General features: G+C 38.9%; 17 protein-coding genes, 2 tRNA genes and 3 rRNA genes. 6 read left to right on the forward strand and 16 right to left on the reverse strand.

Translation table 11 applies throughout. The annotated features are described in order from the left end of the window. Positions 1–522: 522 nt before the first annotated feature. On the reverse strand, positions 523–807 hold the full coding sequence (locus BN3107_RS03590; protein ID WP_058306273.1) for a hypothetical protein: 285 nt from the start codon (positions 805–807) through the stop codon (positions 523–525). Between the two features lie 1067 nt (positions 808–1874). Between BN3107_RS03590 and BN3107_RS03595 the strand changes: the two genes are divergently transcribed. Together BN3107_RS03595 and BN3107_RS03600 are read left to right on the forward strand one after the other, a co-directional pair. Beyond that, positions 1875–2786 carry a helix-turn-helix domain-containing protein gene (locus BN3107_RS03595; RefSeq protein WP_058306274.1) on the forward strand — a complete coding sequence of 304 codons (912 nt, stop codon included), beginning with the start codon at positions 1875–1877 and terminating at the stop codon, positions 2784–2786. 81 nt (positions 2787–2867) lie between these two features. Beyond that, a complete protein-coding gene (locus BN3107_RS03600) occupies positions 2868–3149 on the forward strand; it encodes a hypothetical protein (RefSeq protein ID WP_231735244.1) in 282 nt (93 codons plus the stop codon). A gap of 57 nt (positions 3150–3206) precedes the next feature. Here BN3107_RS03600 and BN3107_RS03605 read toward each other — a convergent pair whose 3' ends face one another. Further along, a complete protein-coding gene (locus BN3107_RS03605) occupies positions 3207–4568 on the reverse strand; it encodes an IS4 family transposase (protein ID WP_058306276.1) in 1362 nt (453 codons plus the stop codon). 273 nt (positions 4569–4841) lie between these two features. Here BN3107_RS03605 and BN3107_RS03610 point away from each other — a divergent pair, with 273 nt between their 5' ends. From BN3107_RS03610 to BN3107_RS03620, 3 genes are all read left to right on the forward strand, one after another. Further along, positions 4842–6038, forward strand: a complete 1197-nt coding sequence (locus tag BN3107_RS03610) for a tyrosine-type recombinase/integrase (RefSeq protein WP_058306277.1) — start codon at positions 4842–4844, stop codon at positions 6036–6038. 97 nt (positions 6039–6135) lie between these two features. Then, positions 6136–6846 carry a CPBP family intramembrane glutamic endopeptidase gene (locus BN3107_RS03615; RefSeq protein ID WP_058306278.1) on the forward strand — a complete coding sequence of 237 codons (711 nt, stop codon included), beginning with the start codon at positions 6136–6138 and terminating at the stop codon, positions 6844–6846. 4 nt (positions 6847–6850) lie between these two features. Further along, entirely contained in the window at positions 6851–7060 is a 210-nt protein-coding gene (locus BN3107_RS03620; protein ID WP_058306279.1) for a YdiK family protein, read from the forward strand. Positions 7061–7131: 71 nt separating this feature from the next. Here the strand turns inward: BN3107_RS03620 and BN3107_RS03625 are convergent, their stop codons facing one another. Next, positions 7132–7773, reverse strand: coding sequence for a redox-sensing transcriptional repressor Rex (locus tag BN3107_RS03625; protein WP_148434649.1), 642 nt, complete (start codon positions 7771–7773; stop codon positions 7132–7134). A 170-nt stretch (positions 7774–7943) separates the two neighbouring features. On the opposite strand from BN3107_RS03625, the gene BN3107_RS03630 reads away from it, so the two are divergent. Continuing rightward, complete coding sequence (locus BN3107_RS03630; protein ID WP_058306281.1) at positions 7944–9869, forward strand: ABC-F family ATP-binding cassette domain-containing protein; 1926 nt, start codon at positions 7944–7946, stop codon at positions 9867–9869. A gap of 26 nt (positions 9870–9895) precedes the next feature. Here BN3107_RS03630 and BN3107_RS03635 read toward each other — a convergent pair whose 3' ends face one another. From BN3107_RS03635 to BN3107_RS03695, 13 genes are all read right to left on the reverse strand, one after another. Then, the gene (locus BN3107_RS03635) at positions 9896–11194 is read right to left on the reverse strand and encodes a hypothetical protein (protein WP_058306282.1); all 1299 of its coding nucleotides are present in this window, start codon (positions 11192–11194) and stop codon (positions 9896–9898) included. 10 nt (positions 11195–11204) lie between these two features. Then, the gene (locus BN3107_RS03640; protein ID WP_058306283.1) at positions 11205–13001 is read right to left on the reverse strand and encodes a carboxypeptidase-like regulatory domain-containing protein; all 1797 of its coding nucleotides are present in this window, start codon (positions 12999–13001) and stop codon (positions 11205–11207) included. A gap of 16 nt (positions 13002–13017) precedes the next feature. Beyond that, positions 13018–14505: a hypothetical protein gene (locus BN3107_RS03645; RefSeq protein WP_058306284.1), complete on the reverse strand. Its 1488-nt coding sequence runs from the start codon at positions 14503–14505 to the stop codon at positions 13018–13020. Positions 14506–15068: 563 nt separating this feature from the next. After that, positions 15069–16091, reverse strand: a complete 1023-nt coding sequence (tsaD, locus tag BN3107_RS03650) for a tRNA (adenosine(37)-N6)-threonylcarbamoyltransferase complex transferase subunit TsaD (protein ID WP_058306296.1) — start codon at positions 16089–16091, stop codon at positions 15069–15071. Next, positions 16088–16534, reverse strand: coding sequence for a ribosomal protein S18-alanine N-acetyltransferase (gene rimI, locus BN3107_RS03655; RefSeq protein ID WP_058306285.1), 447 nt, complete (start codon positions 16532–16534; stop codon positions 16088–16090). The genes tsaD and rimI overlap by 4 nt, the downstream gene beginning before the upstream one ends. Continuing rightward, positions 16527–17231: a tRNA (adenosine(37)-N6)-threonylcarbamoyltransferase complex dimerization subunit type 1 TsaB gene (tsaB, locus tag BN3107_RS03660; protein ID WP_058306286.1), complete on the reverse strand. Its 705-nt coding sequence runs from the start codon at positions 17229–17231 to the stop codon at positions 16527–16529. The genes rimI and tsaB overlap by 8 nt, the downstream gene beginning before the upstream one ends. After that, positions 17231–17683, reverse strand: coding sequence for a tRNA (adenosine(37)-N6)-threonylcarbamoyltransferase complex ATPase subunit type 1 TsaE (tsaE, locus tag BN3107_RS03665; RefSeq protein ID WP_058306287.1), 453 nt, complete (start codon positions 17681–17683; stop codon positions 17231–17233). The genes tsaB and tsaE overlap by 1 nt, the downstream gene beginning before the upstream one ends. 4 nt (positions 17684–17687) lie before the next feature. Next, positions 17688–18665, reverse strand: coding sequence for a thiamine-phosphate kinase (gene thiL, locus BN3107_RS03670; protein ID WP_058306288.1), 978 nt, complete (start codon positions 18663–18665; stop codon positions 17688–17690). Positions 18666–18840: 175 nt separating this feature from the next. After that, a tRNA-Asp gene (locus tag BN3107_RS03675) sits at positions 18841–18917 on the reverse strand. A gap of 2 nt (positions 18918–18919) precedes the next feature. Further along, positions 18920–18996 (reverse strand) — tRNA-Met (locus BN3107_RS03680). Positions 18997–19033: 37 nt separating this feature from the next. Beyond that, positions 19034–19150: ribosomal RNA gene (rrf, locus tag BN3107_RS03685) — 5S ribosomal RNA — on the reverse strand. Between the two features lie 67 nt (positions 19151–19217). Beyond that, positions 19218–22131: ribosomal RNA gene (locus tag BN3107_RS03690) — 23S ribosomal RNA — on the reverse strand. Positions 22132–22666: 535 nt separating this feature from the next. Continuing rightward, positions 22667–23995, reverse strand: a 16S ribosomal RNA gene (locus tag BN3107_RS03695); the annotation flags it as partial.

Below are 23995 nucleotides of genomic sequence, written 5' to 3' on the forward strand. Positions count from 1 at the left end.
ATTTTTATGGTGTCAATATTTTTTTAATCACCTGTAAAAGGTTTAGTTAAAACCGGGAAGGTTGATGAGGTGAAGTTATAGTTCTTTTTTCTTTCATAAGCAATAGGAACGCTCATTACTATCTAACACCAATGTTAGAACTTAAGTGTTAGAGAATAATTGATATTTTTTAGAATTAATGTGTTATTTCATGCAATGTTTACCGTTCAATTTAAAAGGTTGCTTTTAGTACATTCTGTGATATAACTTATCCTCAATCTATTATGCAATTTGCTTAATTGAAGATACGATACGGTTCTATATACTTCATTTAAGACGGCCTTACCGTCATTTATAATGAAACAGTTTCTGCTAAAATAACTGACACACTTTACAGGAAATTATCACCCCCATTATATAGTGAGTTGCATCCTCTAATACCAATATAATATGTTAATCATTGTCCTGATTTTAAACGGTGAAGATAAATAACAAATAGTCAAAGTATACAATTTAATGAGAACTAAAGCACCCGTTAACTACTCAAACTATTTCTGTTTCTTCTTTTTTGAAAATACCAACCAATAACATAACGAGCCCGACTATGAAAATAAAGGGAAAAATATACCACATTATCAATGCTGCCCAACCACTTTCTACAATGACTGCGTAGGTTAACCCTATCGCAAAAGAAAAAGCTGGTGAGATTGGTACCATAAGAGCGATGCCCCATACCTTATATTTTTTATTTTTTGGTTTACCTACGCTTAGCTGATAGGCTACAAGGGCACCTATAAATGCAATTCCATACCCTATAAAAATCGCCATTTTACCAATCCTTTCTCTATTTTAATATCCTCTTCTTTCACTAACTTGTTTCTTTAGCACAAGAAGCGAACATCCTTATTGAATAATCGCATCCTTTACTACAACAAGAAGTATGTTCAATTGTTTCTATTTCTCCGTTGCAACTCTAACAGTTCTTTTAACATCTTACTTGTTTTCGAATTATCTATCCCAACCCTCACAGCTATCGATATAATAATAAAAAGAAATAACCAGCCAATTAAGAAAAACACAATTCCAATTGCTAATGGCAATCCCGTAAAAAATCCTGAATCATCACCTTATATCCCCCTCAAAACTTTTATATACTACACTGATTCCAAATCAAAATAAGGTTATTGCTTGTTGAAGATAGGCACCCTTTAGTACAACAAGCACTACTTCGTTAATTTGCATAATTATTATTGTATATACATTTTTCGATAGTATCGATAAGGAAAAGACAAACAGTGGTTACATTACCCTTAATACCATCATACACATTCTTCCATAAAAAAGGGAAGTCCTTAACTGGAAAAAAGTTTTTCCTTTTATCAAGCAAAAACTGTGTCACCTGTTTCAAGCGGTCACAACGGGCTCACAATTTTTTTTCGAAATTCTTTTGATATTCTAATGTGCCGCACAATTAAACCCTAATGTCATACGCAATGACATCTCTAAAAAATTTTTAAAAAATTGTGATGCGATTATAATCACATCACAATTTAGAATGAAGCTTTAAATCCAGAAATCATTGTTATATTGGGACTTAATTGTGCCGCACATTTTTTAAAAACCATTTTTCAATATAAACATATGAATTTGACAAAAGAAATTAATTCATCTAATATCAAAATATCGTTTTTAGCCCCTTGCGGAAAATCAAAAAACGATAATCATTTTTATAATTAAATAATCAGAATGGGACAAACCCAAAAAGTAGACAAGCACTCAAAAGTAGTGTGTATATTGTCATGCTTTTTGGGTTTTTTATTTTTGAAAGGGGGTTATTTTAATCTATTCTATTCGGCAAGGGATACAATACTTTTAAAAAATCGGAGGAAATGAAAATGAGTAAATTTAAAAAAATCGGGTTAACTAGAACACTTGGTATTCAAACAATATTCAAAAGCGAAGATAACAATAATACTTTTCTTTTTATGAACAGCCACATATTACACAACGAACCAAATATGACTGGCAAATCAAAAAATATACTATGTTATATTTTATCTCGCCCACCTCAATGGGAAGTTTCAATAACTGATATTTCAGCAAACATAAAAGAAGGAAGAGACGCAATCAGGTCAGGACTCAAGGAGTTAGAAGAAAAGGGATACATCATTCGTTTCAATATTCGAGATCCAAAAGGAAAAATAGTTAGTAATATAACGTTTGCTTACGATCTACCACAAAAGAAGAATAGAGAGCGAATTATTTCAGCTGCTAAAAAAGAAATAGAAGAAAAAATCGCTAAATTTAGTGATGATGAATTATTGGAACTAACCACATACGGGATACTTGTCAACGGGAAATCAAACACAAGTAATAATAATACGAGTAATAAAGATCTAAATAAGTGCATGAATGGGTCCTCTTCCACTCCCAAAATAGATAATTTACATGCAAGTACGGAAGAACAAATAATTATGGAAAAAGTTTTTAAAGGTTGTGAATATATAGAAGAACCGAAGTTTTTCAATGAAATATACACGATGCTTTTACGGAAATTCAAAAATCAACTTGACCCAAGAATTATAGAACTTGCCTTTTCTCGTTATTTAGAAAAGCGAGTCGATTTATACCAAAATAAAGAAAAAGAAATTACAAATCCAACAGGCTGGTTCTATGATGCCTACCGAGATGCGATCAAAATATATAAAGCACAACGTTATGCGAACAAACGAGAACAAGTAAAGATCGGAAAAGAACTTAAAAAAATTAAAAACATGCACTTTTCACAAAAGGACAAGTTCAAATAAATTACGTATGAGATAACGTTTCTCCATAAATAAATAGTCTGATATAGAACAAAAATGAAGTAATTAAAAATAATAAAGGAAGTGATTACTATACCTATTGCCCAAATTGACGTGTCTGTGAACGAAGATGAGATCAAAGAACAAATAACTCAACGAATAGAAGAGATGATAAGAGATTCTTTATTAATGATTGATGTGGACACTCTAGCTAAAAAACTTTGCATGTCAAAACGTTTCTTAGAAGAAGAAATATTACAAGATGTCAGGATGAAAGCAATAGAACGAAAGAAGTCAAGAAAACGATTCTACTTTTATGATGAAGTAATACCAGTTGTTAAAGAAATTGTATATGACAAGTTCTAATAAAATTGTGGGCAGATGTACTCTCATAAGTGAAGGGTAGCTATATTTATTATATACTCAACTTTCGCACACTGAAATAGGCAGGTAAGCCCTGATGTAGATAGGTAATCCTGCAATCCAGTGTTGGACTTGATTTTTGATTAATTTTTGTACCTTCTTGTTGCTCTGTTTCAAGGCATCTTCAAGAAGCTCGATCAACTGCTGAAGTGCCACAGCCCAATCGAGATCATGAATTTCATCACATAATTCATAAAACATGCCGCCAAGTGTTCGCTCGTCTGTGCTACATCGGTTTTGCCACGAGAGAATAATATATCGTGCAAATACGATGGTCGTATGACTAATTAAACCGTCATACGAACGACTTTGGAACTCTTTTTGAAGCTTCAAAAGAGATTTTGTTGTTTTGAAAAAAACTTCAATGTCCCATCGCATCCCATAAATACGAATGATTTCTTGATCACTAAGTGTACAATCGGTGCTTAGAATAGCTAACCATTCACTCTTTTTATTTCGATTACGAACAAAGACAACTTTAATAGGAACGCCATTCGCTTGTGTGGTATGAATCGAACGAAGAATGCCTTTCTTTCCCCCTGTTGGTTTCGCAAAACGATAAAGGTCCTTTAAGCTTACACGTTGGCCATTCACAAGGTAACGCTGTTTCAAGTTCTTTACCATGCCAATGACGTCCAACCCTTGCTCTTTTATTTCCTTAACGAGAGGCTGATACGTGAACCAAGAGTCCATCAGCACATAGGAAGCATCGATACCGGCATTCATGGCGCGTTCCACCATACCTGGTAGTTGTTCAGGTGCGGTTTGTAATGCTTCTACTCTACGTTTATAACCGGAACTACGCTTATCAACTTTTGATGATATACCATTGATTTGGCTTTTCTTTGAGCTCAATAAGGAAAAGTCCACTGGAATGAACGTTGCACCATCTGACCAGCCAAGCGTGAGCATACGGAATCCTTTATAAAAGCGCATCTTTTGGGATGCATGGTCAAAACAGCGAGCTAATAATTCAACGGATTTACTGCGATTACGATCATACGAAGAATCGTCGACAATCAATACTTTTGGTCGATCATGACTCGTTAAGTTCGTTACTTTTCCAATGGTATGAGCGCTTAGAAATAGTAAAAACCTTCTCCAAGCAAAGGTAGATTTGTTTAAAAAGCGATAGACGGCATTCTTCTCTGGACAATCATTCGCTTTGTTACTTTGAAGTACTTGATACCAGTTCTTATTTTCAAAGATCAAACAAAAAATCAATTGAAAAAGATAGGCACAAGTAAAGCCGACAGACTTTGTAATACCAGCTTTTCTAAGATGCTTATACACGTCTAATTCTTTAAAAGTGGAGGAAAGTTCATTTGGTAGTTGATTATTTTGGTCATTATTCGCTATCATATAGGAGACACCTCTTCTGTATTGGTAGTGTTTTCTAGTCAATTACACTATACCAAAAGTTGAGGTGTTTTTTTATACCTATTTCGATTGTCAATGAGCATATTTGAACAGTAATAAGCTTTACAGCTAGTTATATGGAATGCTTTTTTCTAGCTGCGAAAGTTGAGTTATATACTTTAGGTAAGATATCTTCACTCTATTTTTTATACTACTCAAAAAATATACCTATATTCCTTCATATGCATCTGCCCACGCTTAGAAAGGATAGGTATTATGAGTAAATTAAATAAGTCACGGAAGGATCCTGAACTGTATTATTACTTCAATGCTACAGGTGAAAAGTTATGGTGTTACCGTCATAAGTATTATGATAATGTAGGAAGGCGCAAAGAAAAGAAGAAGAGTGGTTTTAAAACAGAAAAAGAAGCGTATAAGACCTTACTAGAAATAAAGGCATCTACACTTCGTGGAGAAACAAAACAGGTTGATTATGATAATATGTCCGTTTCAGAATGGTTAGATATTTGGTTTGAAACACATCAGAATGAATGGAAGCTTTCTACTGCAGTTACAAGAGAACATATCATTCGATTACACATCAAGCCCGCCATCGGCCATTACAAGTTGCAAAAGTTAGATAAAACTACCTACAGACGTGTTTTTATTAATCCTCTTCTTAAAAAGTGGAAAGTGAATACTGTGAAAGCATACCACAATATATTTAAGATCGCTATTAATGCAGCTGTAGATGAAGAGATCTTAATTAGAAACCGATTTAATAAAATCACACTAACAAATCTTAGTTCCGAAAAGGGAAATTCTGCTGAAGAAAATTATCTAACAACTGAGGAATTAAATAAACTATTAGAAACAACTAAACAACATGCGGATATTACAACCTACACCGCTACTATGTTACTAGCTTATTCAGGTGTAAGATGTGGCGAGCTACTGGGTTTAACATGGGACGATATAGATCTCGATGAAAAAACAATTAATGTGAATAAAACGCGTGATCAATGGGGTACAAGGTCACCTAAAACCGCTAACAGTTATCGTACTATCTTGATTGATAATGTACTAGTTCAACAATTAGAGGCATATAAAAAGTGGTGCAGAGAAACGCTATTTCGTTTTGGTATAAGTTTAAATAAAGGACATACAGTATTTATAACAAATCGAATAGCTGATCCTGTCACAAATAGTTATGTCAATCAAAAGATTAGAGAATTGATAAAACTAGCAAAAGTGAAAAAAATTACCGTTCATGGTCTAAGGCACACACACGCTACCATCTTAATTAATAAGAACGCCAATGTTAAAGCCATTGCAGAACGTTTGGGAAATACACCAGGAATGATTTATAATGTGTACGGTCATGTTTTTAAGGAATTAGAAGAAGAGAGTGTCAAATTATTTAGCAGTAGTTTAGAAGAAAGTGGGGCTAAAAGTGGGGCTAGCTCTAAATAAACACGCCTCAAACCCAGTGTTTATAAGGGAATCTAAATGTAGTTTATGTTAAAATACATATCATGAAATAAAAAGTATTTAAGGGAGTCGTTAAACGTTGCCTAAAAAGTATATTTACCTCATCATAACGTATATTGCAATGCAACTGTCAGGTGCATTAGCATTACCGTTTATAAAACAGATTGAAAATCCGGAAATGTTCTCAGTAGGATGGTCGGTTGCAACTTTTGCGCTAGCACTTATTGTCTCTATTTATTTTTTACGAGATGAAGTGTCAGACTTTTTCCAGTCGGAACAGAAGCAGATTGGAACTATTATCCTCTGGTCTGTGTTAGGTTTTATATTAGTGTTTATCACACAAATTGTTGCCGTTTTAATCGAAACATTTGTCTTCGGGATAAAGCCTGGATCTCAAAACACCATGGATCTGATGAATATTGCTAGACAGGCGCCAATTTTTATTATAATTATTTCGGTATTAGGACCTATTCTTGAGGAGCTCGTATTCCGAAAAGCAATTTTTGGCAGCCTTCATAAAAGAATGAATTTCTTTTTTGCAGCTTTATTATCAGGTGTTATTTTCGCAGCCGTCCATATGGATTTCAGTCATTTATTAACCTATACAGCAATAGGAATGGTTTTTGCTTTCTTATATGTAGAAACCAAACGAATTATTGTACCAATTATCGCTCATATGGCGATTAACACTTATGCGGTGATTGGACAGTTATCGATAGATCCAGAGCAAATAGAAGAACAATTGAAACAGTTGGAGCAGTTACAGTTGATTATCATTGGAGGCTACTAAGATTATGCGTATTTCACCATTACGATCTGCCTTTTTGTACATTGGCTTAGGTGCATTATTCACCTACATCGCCATTCAATCGGCAGAAGAAACGGTTTTTAACTTTATTACGATTGCACTAGCACTATTCGCTACTATTGATTTTGTTGTTGCGATCCGCTTAATTACCTTACATTATCGAATTAAAAAAGCAAAAGAAAATGAGAAAAAATAGTTCTTAAAAAGATAGGGCATGACGTTAATTTACAACGTCATGCCCTTTTCAAATGTCATAGATAGTTTGGATTATTCATCATCTTCTAGTGGGTAGTGTTTCATAAAATAGACAAGTGACTGTAATTCTACCGCTAAATCAATATGGTGTACACGTACACTTTCTGGAACAGTAATTCTTGCAGGAGTAAAGTTCAGAATACCTGTTACCCCAGCCTTTACTAATCGATCGGTTATGTTTTGTGCTTCTGCAACAGGTACAGTTAAAATAGCGACAGAAATATCACCTAGGTTTTGTTCCATATCATCTATATGATGTACCTCAATATCTCCAATCGACTTTCCTACTTTTCGCTTATCGGCATCAAATGCCACTTCTATTTTGGTATTATTGTTTTTAGTGAAATTATAATTTAAAAAGGCTGTCCCTAAATTCCCTACACCTATTAGTGCTACAGGTGTATTTTCATCTTGATCCAATGTTTTTCGAAAGAAGCCGAGCAAATATTCGACATTATATCCATACCCCTTTTTCCCTAATGCACCGAAATAAGAAAAGTCACGTCGAATCGTCGCAGAATCGACTTTCATTGCCTCACTTAATTCTTTTGAGGAGACACGTGATTTCCCTTGGATATGGAGATTATTTAAAAAACGATAGTATAATGGTAAACGTTTCGCTGTTGCTTGTGGTATTTTATTTTGATTCGACATCATTCATTCCCCTTACTTTTAACGCTATGGTTTTGTGAATGTTTTTACTTACTATCTATCTTAACAGAAAAGCATATAATTGTCGTGAAATTATTCACTTATTGATAAATAACCGTGCTTGCAGGTATATCTGCTTTTAGATACACTTAATATATTAGAGGTGAATGGATATGATTTATTTACAGGTGAATAATTTAACAAAACGATTTGGCGCAGAGCTAATCTTATCGAATATAAAGTTAGAAATAAAAAATCAGGATCGTATAGCAATTGTCGGTCGGAATGGTGCTGGTAAATCTACCTTGCTAAACATTATTTCTGGTCAACTTAGCTATGACGATGGGGAGATTCATAAACCAAAAGATGTTTCCCTCGGTTATTTGGCACAGCATTCCGGTTTAGATTCGACTGAAACCATTTGGGACGAGATGGTTAAAATTTTTGAATATCTAAAAAAAGAAGAACAAGCATTACGTAACATGGAACAACAAATGGGAGATCCTGAACTACTTGCGAACACGGAACAATACGAGCAATTATTAGCTAACTATGATCAAAAACAAGAAGATTTTAAACAAGCGGGCGGCTATCAATATGAAGCAGATGTGAAGGCGGTGTTAAATGGTCTTGATTTTCCAGAATCGATGTGGACAACATCGATTGCCACTTTAAGCGGTGGTCAAAAGACAAGGCTTGCGTTAGGGAAGTTATTACTGACAAAACCTAATATACTGATTTTGGATGAGCCGACCAACCATCTAGATATACAAACACTCACATGGCTAGAAACGTACTTAAATGGCTATCAAGGTGCCGTTGTCATTGTTTCTCACGATCGATATTTTTTAGATAAAACCGTGAATATTGTCTATGAAATTTCACGCCATCATTCTACAAAATTCCATGGCAATTATAGCAATTATCTTAAACAAAAAGCGGCTAATTTTGACAAAGACATTAAACTCTATGAGAAACAACAAAATGAAATTAAGAAAATGGAAGAGTTTATTCAAAAAAATATTGTACGAGCCTCCACCACTAAACGCGCTCAAAGCAGGAGAAAACAATTAGAAAAAATGGAAGTAATGGATAAACCAGCTGGTGATGAAAGTTCTGCCAAATTTTCATTTAGTATTGAACGACGAAGTGGCAATGATGTTTTAAAAATTAATGATTTAGCTTTTCACTATCAATCATCAGATCCCTATATCTTTTCCAACCTGCAGTTACACATTGAACGTGGCGACAGTGTGGCACTAGTTGGACCCAATGGTGTCGGGAAATCAACATTACTTAAAACGATTATTGGCCAATTACATCCCGCATCAGGTCAAATTCAGTTAGGTGCCAACGTCGAAATCGGCTATTATGACCAAGAACAAACACAATTAAATAATAAAAAAACCGTATTAAATGAACTATGGGATGACTATCCGATGATGAATGAAAAGGATATTCGTACGATTCTAGGAAACTTCCTTTTCAGTGGCGATGATGTCTTGCGGAATGTCTCTGCTTTAAGTGGTGGGGAGAAGGCGCGTCTGGCGCTTGCAAAATTAATGATGGAGAAATCTAATTTCTTATTATTAGATGAGCCGACTAACCACTTAGATTTAGATAGTAAAGAGGTTTTAGAAGCTGCTCTAATTGATTATCCCGGTTCGATACTTTTCGTTTCACATGATCGTTACTTTATTAATAAATTAGCTACACATATTTTGGAGATGCAAGCAAATAAGACAACCCTTTATATAGGGGATTATGATTATTATGTCGAAAAGAAACAAGAAGAACAAGAATTAGCAGAACTTAAAAAAGCAGAAAAACAAACAGTAGAAAAAACTGAAACGACAAAATCAAATTTTGAGAAAGAAAAGCAACTCAAAAAAGAACAACGTAAAAAGGAACGTCGAATTCAGGAAATTGAAGATCAAATTGAACAATTAGAATCTAAAATGGAAGAAATAGATGCCCTTTTATGTGATCCCGAGGTCTTTCAAGACCATGAAAAAGCCCTAGAGCTTACCACCAATAATGATACATTAAAAGAAAAGCTTGAAGCATTAATGGAAGAATGGGAAACATTGCATGAGTAGGAGCTGGAAGACACCAGCTCCTTTTATTATTCAGTTACACTATGATAGCTTTTATAATACCACTTTCGCTTTTTATTCGGCGATAAGAAACCAAAATGGATCGATCTGCCACCAAGTCCTAATGACAATTCCAGCCAATCTTCCTGCTCATATAATCCTAGTAAATATTCCTCTGCCTGTTTCCTACTGGCTGTACTTCTAAAATCAATGTCTATCCCATCTGCCGTGATATGATCACTAGTTAAGGAACCACCAACTATAGGATGTTGATTATAGCGTAATGGTCTCCACCAATTACGCATTCTTACTGGCTCATTGACCAACTCTCTTATTTGATCAGCTAATGATACTAATGCTGCTCCTTTTTTCCACCATTTATGCGGTGGTAAAAATAAGTTCATACCTAGTTGTCTTGCTATGTCCGGATGATGTGGAGTGAGCATTTCTTCAGCAGAAAAATAGTTCACTCCTACATCTTCTATATAAGTCTGGAAGCCGTCTAAAGTCATTGGATATTCTGTTGGTTCACAATTTTCTCCATCGAAATAAGATAGGGTTTGTTGCCAAAGAAGTCCAATTCGATCGGAATAATCAACTAATGGAACTAAAGGTTTAATCTCGATATGTGCATGATCATCATGGTGGCTAGCATACTCACATAATCCTTCTTCTATTAAACGACGATCATTGAAATAAATCGCTGTTGTTAATGGTTGTATATTAAAAGCGCTTACCATAGCACGCATAGCCGACCTGTCATAATTCTTACTTTCTATCGTTATTCCCCCAGGTGCTGTACCCTTTATCGAAGGTAGACGCAAATCACAGGCTAATCCGGTTTCATGACCTCGATGATCAGGGGTATTACCTCCTGTTTCTAGACTAACATCATTAATCGTTATCGGTGATGCCTCAGGATAAAGCTGCAAATAGTGATCACGATACCATACAGCCGCTTGCTGGATTGTATTATCTAACCAGCTCGTACCGTAATCATGATGGTCCCATTCTTGTGCTCTCTCTATATTTGCAAATGTAATTTGGTCTCCTTCTGGCATTAATAACCATCTTGGCGCATTTTCTGCTCTTAACCAATCATAGGTGGGACCTGGAACATCCACACGTCCATCACCATGTACTTTATTCCTTCCTGCTTTCATCGATTGAATTAAATTAATAATATCAGTAAGATCTTTATCTAATTGATCATTAACTTGGATCCAATGATAGCCCAACTTAAATAAATGTTCTTTTAAACAAAAAATATCTTCAGGGTCGTTTACGCCATTGGTTCCAACACTCGCTGACAAGTAAAACTCATTCATTTTATCACTCCTATTTTAAATGGGAAACTGTGTAATCCCAATTTAAATGGCTATATGGGTTAGGAGTCTTAGGAAGCTTCGTACAAATATAACCAATCAATTGGATCGAGGGTAATACTTCCGTTTCGATTTCTTTTCTTGGTTCTTTTTGTAATTTCATCTTGTGATGATTTCTTTTACCTGGATCTACAGTGATATTTTCTGTTTTTTCCAGATAATCACTTTTACTAGCAATCATCTGATAGTTACCAGGCTCTAACCGAACTTGATAATTTCCTTTTTCATCGGTTTTAATTATTTTACTCTCTTTACTTTTCAAATCTGTTATTTCAATTTCTGCTCCATCAATTGGCTGATTTTGCATATCCATGATCTGACCGATAAGCAGACCCTTCGCTTTACGTATTTTTCCTTTTAAGCGAATTCTTTGTAGTCGTTTGTCATCGATTCTTGTTTGTTTAATGGTAGAAAAGTCTTTGAGAGATGCTTTTTTTATTACTTGAGATGAAATCCTTTGTTTTTGAACATCTTTAATATTGATCATAGGAATCTGTTTGGCAATATGTGCTACTTTTAATGGCTCTATACGCTTTGTGGCTACCAATTTATGAATTTGAGTTTTATTAATCGTGGAAGCTACTTGGTCGAGTATAATCGGACCAAAGGCAAACTTTCTTCCTTGTTGTAAGTCCGTAATAGCTACCTCATTTTTCTTTGATTCCTTTTCAAGTGTAATCGATACGTTACGTACAAAAAGCATGGCTGTTGGATAGGCTGGTAATATTCCCTCTGGCGGATCCTCTCCATCCGATAATAATTCTGATTCATTTTTCCATTTCCAATTCTGATTCATTAATAAACTTGGTTGAAACCAATTCCTTACGATTTCGACCCTGATTACTTCTGCTTTAACTTCAAGAATGTCAATGTCTAATTGTGCTTCTTCCACCTCTTCATCTGTTGTTAATTCTGATTTAGAATAGGTGCTATTCTTTAATAACTCATTAATTTCCTCTCTGTTTAAGGTAACGATTGTCCATTTTTCCTGCTGATCGTCTTTGTAGAAGGTAGGAGGCATAAAGCTTGTCTCATAAAATTCACGATCTATTAAGACATCGGTACGGCTTGAACGATTAAAGTCATCCTTCCAATTCGCCCAAAGTTGTTGAATCCCTAAACCAGATAACTCATCAATGATTGCAAATGCCTTTTCTATTTTACTTTTATATCCCATTACTTCCCAATCTCTTATTGCTTGTTTGACTTTACTCTCAAGTTGCTCGACATGTACTTCATTTAATTCCTGTTGTTGTGGGTCTTCTTCATATTTACTTTTAATTCTAGTTTCATTTAATTCTTGTTGTATATCAAAATACTGTCCCTCATGCTCTCTATATGCTATAAGTTGTGCGGAAGGCATCATAGCTGCGTTACTTTCTTCGTTTTTGATAGCCTGATAAAGAAAATCTTTCGCGTCTTGTAATTCTTGTTCTTCTACTGCTGAAAGTTTATTTTTTGCTAAGGTTACATTTGCAAATATCTGGTCTACTATATCCCATATCATGATCCCACTATGATTCCATATAGGACTGACTTCTGGTATTAAATTCATATTTACTGCAAAGTCTGCAGCAGCACGCAAGCGCTCTTGTTCAGATAAAGAAGAAGAACGGTCTCCAAAAGATAAATCATCTTCCGTTAGGGGAATTGCGATTGGATTGTACGCAATAAATTGTGTGTCTTTCATTTCCTCTTCCAAATATACGTTACGGATCTTTTCCATGATTGCAATAGCGGCATTATTCATCGTTAACCACCCTTTGTTATGTCCAGTTTTCTACATCTGGATTTGGATTAGGTAGCTTAGGCAGTAACTTACATTTAAAACCAATCAATTGCAGGCCTGGAACACTTAAACCTTGTTCTGTGAGATGTGATTCGAAATCTGTTTCTTCATCACCTCTTTGGTAAGAGCCTCCTGCTAACTTTATTGGACCAATCTTAATATCTAACCCTGCATCAATATCTCGTTTAAAACTACTTTCTTCTTCATGTAATTCATCAAAATCGACTTGCACATTTCGAACAAAAATCGCAGTTGTTGGGTAGGCAATCATCGAGCCACTTGGCGGTACTTCACCATCAGATAGTGCGGTTGTTAAATTAGCCAGGTTTGGCATATCTGGTGAAAACCTCCATGCATCACTAAGTAAGAACTCTGGGGCAAACCATGGTCTTGATATCATAGCTTGTGCTACTTCGAAAGACATCGAAAAATTACTTGTATCCTTCACTTCTCGTTCTTTCTCTGTTTCTCCTGATGTAGAAGGTTTAAACCATTTTAATAGAGAAGGTGTTGCACTTCCTTCCCATTGATTTGTTGTTTTATTGCTATGTTCACTTACTTCCGCTTCTTTAAAGGAGTAGCTCATCCAACCATCGGAAAATGGTAATGAAGCAGGTATTAAAGATGTCCAATAAAAAGTAGAACCATTAACAGGATTGGTAATTTCAGATTTACGTAAATCCTCTTGATATTCCGCTTTTAGTAATTGCAAATCTCGTTGTGTCACCGATTCAAGAAAAGCATATATCCGTTCCACATCATATTTATACCCATTGCTAATCCATTTATTTAATGCTGATTTAACTTTACTACGATATAATGGTGCATTTAGTGCAAAATCCTGTACAGCCGCTGCATCGTCAGAATTTAATGCATTTAATCGTTTTGTATTATACAACACAGCTTCATCCACATACTCTCCCTCATATGTCCTGTATGCTTTTACTAAGGCACTGTCATCAATTTTTTCCTTCTTCTCACCGGTAAGCACATCTTCTACTTCTTTAACTTCTTTTAATAGTCCTCGTACTCTATCTATCCGCTCTTTTAATTCTTCATCCAATTCAGCTGTGGCGACCTCACTAAACTGTAAAATATTTTTATAAATAGACACCATACTGACGCCATCTTGATTAAAACTGGTGGTATCAAACATTTTCTTCTGATAGTCTTCGTCATAAATTCCAGTGGGATTTGGAATGAAATTAGTTAATCTCGACCATTCATCTGCTAGAAGCATCCTTTGTCTAACGTCCTCGCCTTCTCCTTCGCCGCCACCGATTCCTCTAGTAGCAAAAAGGAAATCTTCAGGACGAAAAGGGATTCCTGGTTGGCACCATGCGATAAACTGATCATTTGGCAACACTTCTTCGTTAATTTCGTCTATATCAGGTTGGGCTGTCATCGACTCATATAACTTTGCTAACAAAGCTTTAGAAATTTGGTCTTCCTTAAATTTCGCCATTCATATAACCACCCTATTTATTTAGTTTTTGATTGAAAGCGATAAGTAATCTCTTGTGTTGGAATAGTTTTCACATGTGAGGGGTTCATGTTGGAAAGTGGGAGAATTAGTTCTTAGGTGTAAAAGTAGTGAATCGTTTACACCTCCTTCATTTCTGTTAAGCCAAACTACTTATATTAATACTAGTGCTTAATAAGATGTTCGTCAATCCAACTTTTCGCTTACTTTAATCTCTATTTCATGACTAAAAATAGTCAATAATTCTGTAGACTCTAAATGAACTAGATAAATTAGAGTATTTTTTTATTTGTTTTTCTATTACCTTTAATCATATTTTTTAATTGTATCCACAAAGTTATCCACTTATTAAGTATTGTTTCTTCAGTTCTTAACAACTTTGTCCACATTATCCACATTTCAAACTTGTTTTACCCACAATTCCATCCCTTTTTAAACAATTGATATCATTGCTTTTCGATAGTTATGCACATTTTAATATTTCTCCTGTGCATAACTCTAAAAAAGCAAACAAAAAAACTAGGACATATAGAGAGTCCTAGTTTTTAACGAGCTGCATATTTTTCTAGACTTAAGCTGGGGTTGGCGTTGAGATCCCATGAGGCTCGATGTCCTTGTTGAAATGCAATCGATCCAGCAGCAGCTATCATTGCCGCATTATCTGTACAAAGAGACAATGGAGGAAATAATAACTCGATCTCTTTATCAGATTGAAACTTCGTTTGCATAACCGAACGAAGACCTTTATTTGCAGCTACTCCTCCTGCCACAATGACTTGTTTTACTCCAAATTGTTTGGCTGCTTTGTAGGTTTTTTCCGTCAACACATCCACTACACTTGCTTGGAAACTTGCTGCTACATCTTCCTGTTTCAATATTTCCCCTTTTTGATTGGCATTATGGAGTGTATTAATCACAGCTGATTTTAGCCCACTGAAACTAAAATCAAAAGAATCTTCCTCCAACCAGGCCCGCGGAAAGTCAATCGAAGTTTGGCCATCGTGTGCCAATTGATCAATTTTGGGACCACCTGGATATGATAATTTTAAAGTTCGAGCCACTTTATCATACGCCTCTCCTGCCGCATCATCACGTGTTTCACCAATGATTTCAAAATCCCCATGTTCTTTCATCAGAATTAGTTCCGTGTGTCCTCCTGAAACAACCAATGCTAATAACGGAAAGGTGAATTCCTTTTCTAATCGATTCGCATAAATATGTCCTGCAATATGATGTACACCTATTAGCGGTTTTTGATGTGCATAGGCTAAACCTTTTGCGACATTTACTCCTACTAATAGAGCACCCACTAAACCAGGTCCTTCTGTCACTGCAACGGCATTGATATCTTTCATTTCTAATGCAGCTTGACGAAACGTTTCTTCCAACACAATCGTCATTTGTTCGACATGATGTCTTGATGCTATTTCAGGCACTACACCACCAAAGCGTTTATGACTTTCAATTTGCGAAGCAACGACATTTGAAACAATCTCTGTTCCATCTTTAATAATTGCAGCAGCCGTTTCATCACAACTTGTTTCAATTCCTAAAATATATTCACTCATAAATTCACCCACAATACTATTGCATCCTCTTGATTATCGGTATAATAGTTTTTTCTTATTCCACCGGGTTGCAATCCAAAATTTTTGTACATTCTTTGTGCAGCAACGTTCGATACTCGCACTTCTAACGACAAAAGCCTAATACCATGTGCAATACCATAGTTAATCACATATTGAAATAAACCTTGACCATAACCTTTGCCTCGATAGCTTGGATCAACTGCGATATTTGTTATCTGTGCCTCATCTAAAATCATCCAACAACCACAAAAGCCGACAATTTTATTATCGACTAGTGCAACAAAATAGACTGCATAGTTATTATTGTTTAGTTCTTCATAATATATATCTTCAGGCCACGGCTTGGGAAAGGATCGTTTATCAATATTCATGACCGCTTCGATATCTGATTCTTTCATTTTACGAAATTGGACCTTAGCCATTTTGCTTGTTTTCCTGTTCTTTTAACCAATTAGCTTCTGCTTCTACCATGCGAATATAATTTGGAGTTAAGTCATGGACTGATTCAGGATTTTTTTGTGCACCTAGTAGTGCCAGCGTACCTGGTCGAGGCAAATGATCGATATAAGCGGGAATGGATCCCATTTTACCGAGCTTTTCTTTTATAAGCGCCTGATGCAGTTTGATATCCTGACTCAAGAAAACAACTGGTTTTTGTAACGATTTTAATTCCTCTAACCATTGATCCATTTTGATATTTTGATCCTCTTTTTTAATGAAAATACGGTCATGGTTATTTTCGTATAGTCCTGTATACACGAGTCCTCTACGGGCATCAAAGAAAGGGGAGATCAATATATTCTGCTGTCTCACATTATGTGCAAGTAATTCTAGACTAGAAACGGCTACAATCGGAATATTTAATGTCCATGCCATTGTTTTCGCTGTTGCTAACCCAATTCGAACACCTGTATAGGATCCCGGTCCCTTCGCAACAACAATTCGATCCAATTGATCAGGAGTTGTTTCTGTTTCTTTCATTATATGATCAATAGCCGGCATTAAGCCGATTGAGTGATTTCTTTTTATATTTGCTGTATATTCTGCTTTTATTTCATCGTCTTTACTGATTGCTACACCAAGTACTTGGTTCGAAGTATCAATTGCTAACACATTCATTAGTATAACTCCTTACATATCTCTTCAAAATAGCTACCGATTGGTTTAAATATGATCGCTCTTTTATGCTCATCTAGTCGTTTTATTTGAATGGTTAAGCGTTCTTCAGGAAGATAGTCTTCTATAAAAGTGGCCCATTCAATTACTGTAATACCATCTCCATTAAAGTATTCTTCAAAACCAATATCTTCTTCACTATTTTCTAAACGATAGACATCCATATGATATAAAGGGATCTCACCAATATATTCTTTTACAATTGTAAAAGTCGGACTGTTGATGGTTCTCCTTACTCCAAGGCCTGCACCTAGTCCCTTCGTAAAGGTTGTTTTCCCAGCTCCTAGATCACCCTCTAATGTAATAACATCTCCAGGTCGTATTAAAAGAGCTAGTTTATTTGCTAGTCGTCTTGTTTCCTCTTCTGTATATGTTTCAAATATATATTCACTCATTATTTCACCTTCTTAGATGAGTATAGCCTGACTTTTTTAATCTTTTAAGTTGGTCATTATGTAGCAACCAAACGAGACTATTTTGGTTAGCCTGTCCTTTTACCATACCAATCTTAGTAATTGGTGTACCTGTCTTGACAGCACTTGTTTTTAGCTGTTCCCAATTATGACTGGATACTGTGCCTAGAAGCTCAAAGTCTTCACCGCCTGATAATTTCCAATCATATTGCAGTTCCTCGCTGAAATTTTTAAGCAGTGGATGACTGGGCACCTTATCATAATCAATGACAATGGTTTTATGCGAAGCTTCAGCTATTTCATTTAGTTCGTTTGCAATACCATCACTAACATCATTTAGGGTAATTCTATCAATCGTCGTACATTCATTTATAAAATTCACTCTTGGCTCTGGCATGCGATGTCGATCGATAAAATACTGATATTTATCGCGTGCTGATTCACCACTGTTTAATAAAATATGTAAACCACACGCAGAATCTCCTAATGATCCCGTCACAAAGACTATATCATCTTCTAAGGCACTGCTTCGATATCTTACTTTTTTGCTATTAACCGTTCCAATCACGGTGATAGATAAAGATAACTGTTTACCTGATACCGTATCTCCACCAATTAAATCCATTCGGTATCTTTTTGCCAGTTGATTCATTCCGTTGTAGATCTGTTGTAACGATTCTTGTGACCAATTTTTCGGAATGACAATCGATACTAAATAGGATGTGGGTTTACCTCCCATTGCTGCAATATCACTTATATTGGCTGCTAAAGCACGGTAACCAATATGAAAGGGCTCTGTCGTACTAGTTGAAAAATGGACATCTTCAACCATAGTATCTACTGTGGTAATAATATCTTCATTAGTATGCCTTAATATTGCTGCATCATCACCAATTCCTTTTATTGTAGTTGGTTGCTGATAATATTTAGGTTGAATTGACTTAATAAAATCAAATTCTTCCATATAAATCCCTCAGATCTATGTTCATTATCTGTAATATACAAACATCATACCAAAACAACTGCTAAATGGAAAAGAATTTGTGTATAATCATGCTCAACCAAATCCTTTTTGATTCATATCTTTAAATACACAAAAAAACCTTAAGCATAAAATCTTAAGGTTGTTAGTCATAAAATGGCGGTCCGGACGGGACTCGAACCCGCGACCTCCTGCGTGACAGGCAGGCATTCTAACCAACTGAACTACCGGACCATTGGTTGCGGGGGCAAGATTTGAACTTGCGACCTTCGGGTTATGAGCCCGACGAGCTACCAGACTGCTCCACCCCGCGATAATAAAAATAATATACTATTTTAATAATAATATATGCCTGGCAACGTCCTACTCTTGCAGGGGCGCGAGCCCCAACTACCATGGGCGCTGGAGAGCTTAACTACTGTGTTCGGCATGGGAACAGGTGTGACCTCTCCGCTATCGTTACCAGACTTGGGATATACCCTAAAAACTAGATAAGAAGTAAAACAAGGATCAAACAAACCGTACTTTATTAGTATAGATAAGTCCTCGATCGATTAGTATTCGTCAGCTGCACATGTCACCATGCTTCCACCTCGAACCTATCTACCTCATCGTCTCTGAGGGATCTTACTCTATCGAATAGATGGGAAGTCTCATCTTGAGGGGGGCTTCATGCTTAGATGCTTTCAGCACTTATCCCTTCCACACGTAGCTACCCAGCGATGCTCCTGGCGGAACAACTGGTGCACCAGCGGTGTGTCCATCCCGGTCCTCTCGTACTAAGGACAGCTCCTCTCAAACTTCCAACGCCCACGACGGATAGGGACCGAACTGTCTCACGACGTTCTGAACCCAGCTCGCGTACCGCTTTAATGGGCGAACAGCCCAACCCTTGGGACCGACTACAGCCCCAGGATGCGATGAGCCGACATCGAGGTGCCAAACCTCCCCGTCGATGTGGACTCTTGGGGGAGATAAGCCTGTTATCCCCGGGGTAGCTTTTATCCGTTGAGCGACGGCCCTTCCATTCGGTACCGCCGGATCACTAAGCCCGACTTTCGTCCCTGCTCGACTTGTAGGTCTCGCAGTCAAGCTCCCTTCTGCCTTTACACTCTTCGAATGATTTCCAACCATTCTGAGGGAACCTTTGGGCGCCTCCGTTACATTTTAGGAGGCGACCGCCCCAGTCAAACTGCCCACCTGACACTGTCTCCGAACCGGATCACGGTTCTGGGTTAGAAGGTCAATACAGCCAGGGTGGTATCCCACCAGCGCCTCCACGTAAGCTAGCGCTCACGCTTCTCAGGCTCCCACCTATCCTGTACAAGCTGTACCAACATTCAATATCAGGCTACAGTAAAGCTCCACGGGGTCTTTCCGTCCTGTCGCGGGTAATGTGCATCTTCACACATAGTATAATTTCACCGGGTCTCTCGTTGAGACAGTGCCCAAGTCGTTGCACCTTTCGTGCGGGTCGGAACTTACCCGACAAGGAATTTCGCTACCTTAGGACCGTTATAGTTACGGCCGCCGTTTACTGGGGCTTCGGTTCAACGCTTCGCCGAAGCTAACGCATCCCCTTAACCTTCCAGCACCGGGCAGGTGTCAGCCCCTATACTTCGCCTTTCGGCTTCGCAGAGACCTGTGTTTTTGCTAAACAGTCGCTTGGGCCTTTTCACTGCGGCTCACTCACAAGTGAGCACCCCTTCTCCCGAAGTTACGGGGTCATTTTGCCGAGTTCCTTAACGAGAGTTCTCCCGATCACCTTAGGATTCTCTCCTCGCCTACCTGTGTCGGTTTGCGGTACGGGCACCCGTTTCCTCACTAGAGGCTTTTCTTGGCAGCGTGAAATCCGGAACTTCGGTACTAAATTTCCCTCCCGATCACAGCTTGAGCTTGCCAGACGGATTTGCCTATCTGACACTCTTACTGCTTCGACGCACACTTCCAGTCGTGCGCTTTCCTTATCCTTCTGCGTCCCCCCATCGTTCAAACGGAATTGGGTGGTACAGGAATATCAACCTGTTGTCCATCGCCTACGCCTTTCGGCCTCGGCTTAGGCCCCGACTAACCCTGAGCGGACGAGCCTTCCTCAGGAAACCTTAGGCATTCGGTGAAGAAGATTCTCACTTCTTTTTCGCTACTCATACCGGCATTCTCACTTCTACGCGCTCCACCAGTCCTCACGGTCTGACTTCACAGCACGAAGAACGCTCTCCTACCATTGTTCGTAGAACAATCCGTAGCTTCGGTGATACGTTTAGCCCCGGTACATTTTCGGCGCAGCGTCACTCGACCAGTGAGCTATTACGCACTCTTTAAATGATGGCTGCTTCTAAGCCAACATCCTGGTTGTCTAAGCAACGCCACATCCTTTTCCACTTAACGTATACTTTGGGACCTTAGCTGACGGTCTGGGCTGTTTCCCTTTCGACTATGAACCTTATCACCCATAGTCTGACTCCCAAGGTAATATGATTGGCATTCGGAGTTTGACTGAATTCGGTAACCCGGTGAGGGCCCCTAGTCCAATCAGTGCTCTACCTCCAACATACATCCCTTGAGGCTAGCCCTAAAGCTATTTCGGAGAGAACCAGCTATCTCCGTGTTCGATTGGCATTTCACCCCTACCCACACCTCATCCCCGCATTTTTCAACATACGTGGGTTCGGGCCTCCAGTCAGTGTTACCTGACCTTCACCCTGGACATGGGTAGATCACACGGTTTCGGGTCTACGACCACCTACTTATTCGCCCTATTCAGACTCGCTTTCGCTGCGGCTCCGTGTCTTCCACTTAACCTTGCAGGGGATCGTAACTCGCCGGTCCATTCTACAAAAGGTACGCCGTTACCCATAAATGGGCTTCGACTACTTGTAGGCACACGGTTTCAGGATCTCTTTCACTCCCCTCCCGGGGTGCTTTTCACCTTTCCCTCACGGTACTGGTTCACTATCGGTCACTAGGGAGTATTTAGCCTTGGGAGATGGTCCTCCCGGATTCCGACGGAATTTCACGTGTTCCGCCGTACTCAGGATCCACTCTGGAGTCCACTCTTTTTCGATTACAGGGCTGTTACCTTCTATGGCGGACCTTTCCAGATCGCTTCGTCTAAAAAATGGTTTTGTAACTCCGTGTAGAGTGTCCTACAACCCCAAAAAGCAAGCTTTTTGGTTTGGGCTAATTCCGTTTCGCTCGCCGCTACTCGGGAAATCGCGTTTGCTTTCTCTTCCTCCGGGTACTGAGATGTTTCAGTTCCCCGGGTCTGCCTCGTATAACCTATGTATTCAGTTATACGTTCTACTCCATGACGAGTAGAGGGTTCCCCCATTCGGAAATTCTCGGATCAACGCCTACGTACGGCTCCCCGAGACATATCGGTGTTTGTCCCGTCCTTCTTCGGCTCCTAGTGCCAAGGCATCCACCGTGCGCCCTTCTTCACTTAACTATACTTACAATGCTTACGCATGAAAAAGTTTGTTGGTTTTTGTTTGATGTCTTGTCATCAGTTCAAGTGTTGGTTCCTTTACAGGTTCCTTCACTTTCTGATTTTCTTATCTAGTTTTCAAGGTACATATAGAGGAAATTGGTGGNTATAACCTATGTATTCAGTTATACGTTCTACTCCATGACGAGTAGAGGGTTCCCCCATTCGGAAATTCTCGGATCAACGCCTACGTACGGCTCCCCGAGACATATCGGTGTTTGTCCCGTCCTTCTTCGGCTCCTAGTGCCAAGGCATCCACCGTGCGCCCTTCTTCACTTAACTATACTTACAATGCTTACGCATGAAAAAGTTTGTTGGTTTTTGTTTGATGTCTTGTCATCAGTTCAAGTGTTGGTTCCTTTACAGGTTCCTTCACTTTCTGATTTTCTTATCTAGTTTTCAAGGTACATATAGAGAGCATTAATCTCTCAAAACTGAACCAAACAACCAAGTATGATCCTTGCACCTTCAAAGAAGGTGTTCCTATTATCCTTAGAAAGGAGGTGATCCAGCCGCACCTTCCGATACGGCTACCTTGTTACGACTTCACCCCAATCATTGGCCCCACCTTCGGCGGCTGGCTCCAAAGGTTACCCCACCGACTTCGGGTGTTGCCAACTCTCGTGGTGTGACGGGCGGTGTGTACAAGGCCCGGGAACGTATTCACCGTGGCATGCTGATCCACGATTACTAGCGATTCCGGCTTCATGTAGGCGAGTTGCAGCCTACAATCCGAACTGAGAATGGTTTTATGGGATTGGCTTGACCTCGCGGTTTTGCTTCCCTCTGTACCATCCATTGTAGCACGTGTGTAGCCCAGGTCATAAGGGGCATGATGATTTGACGTCATCCCCACCTTCCTCCGGTTTGTCACCGGCAGTCACCTTAGAGTGCCCAACTGAATGCTGGCAACTAAGATCAAGGGTTGCGCTCGTTGCGGGACTTAACCCAACATCTCACGACACGAGCTGACGACAACCATGCACCACCTGTCATTCGGTCCCCGAAGGGAACTCCCTATCTCTAGGGACATCCGAAGATGTCAAGACCTGGTAAGGTTCTTCGCGTTGCTTCGAATTAAACCACATGCTCCACCGCTTGTGCGGGCCCCCGTCAATTCTTTTGAGTTTCAGCCTTGCGGCCGTACTCCCCAGGCGGAGTGCTTAATGCGTTAACTGCAGCACTAAGGGGCGGAAACCCCCTAACACCTAGCACTCATCGTTTACGGCGTGGACTACCAGGGTATCTAATCCTGTTCGCTCCCCACGCTTTCGCACCTCAGCGTCAGTTACAGACCAGAGAGTCGCCTTCGCCACTGGTGTTCCTCCACATATCTACGCATTTCACCGCTACACGTGGAATTCCACTCTCCTCTTCTGCACTCAAGTTCCCCAGTTTCCAATGACCGCTTGCGGTTGAGCCGCAAGATTTCACATCAGACTTAAGAAACCGCCTACGCGCGCTTTACGCCCAATAATTCCGGACAACGCTTGCCCCCTACGTATTACCGCGGCTGCTGGCACGTAGTTAGCCGGGGCTTCCTCGATAGGTACCGTCAAGGTGCCGCCCTATTCGAACGGCACTTGTTCTTCCCTAACAACAGAACTTTACGATCCGAAAACCTTCTTCGTTCACGCGGCGTTGCTCCGTCAGACTTTCGTCCATTGCGGAAGATTCCCTACTGCTGCCTCCCGTAGGAGTCTGGGCCGTGTCTCAGTCCCAGTGTGGCCGATCACCCTCTCAGGTCGGCTACGCATCGTCGCCTTGGTGAGCCGTTACCTCACCAACTAGCTAATGCGCCGCGGGCCCATCTGTAAGTGATAGC

This window comes from Gracilibacillus massiliensis (assembly GCF_001458115.1).
Lineage (GTDB): Bacteria > Bacillota > Bacilli > Bacillales > Amphibacillaceae > Gracilibacillus > Gracilibacillus massiliensis.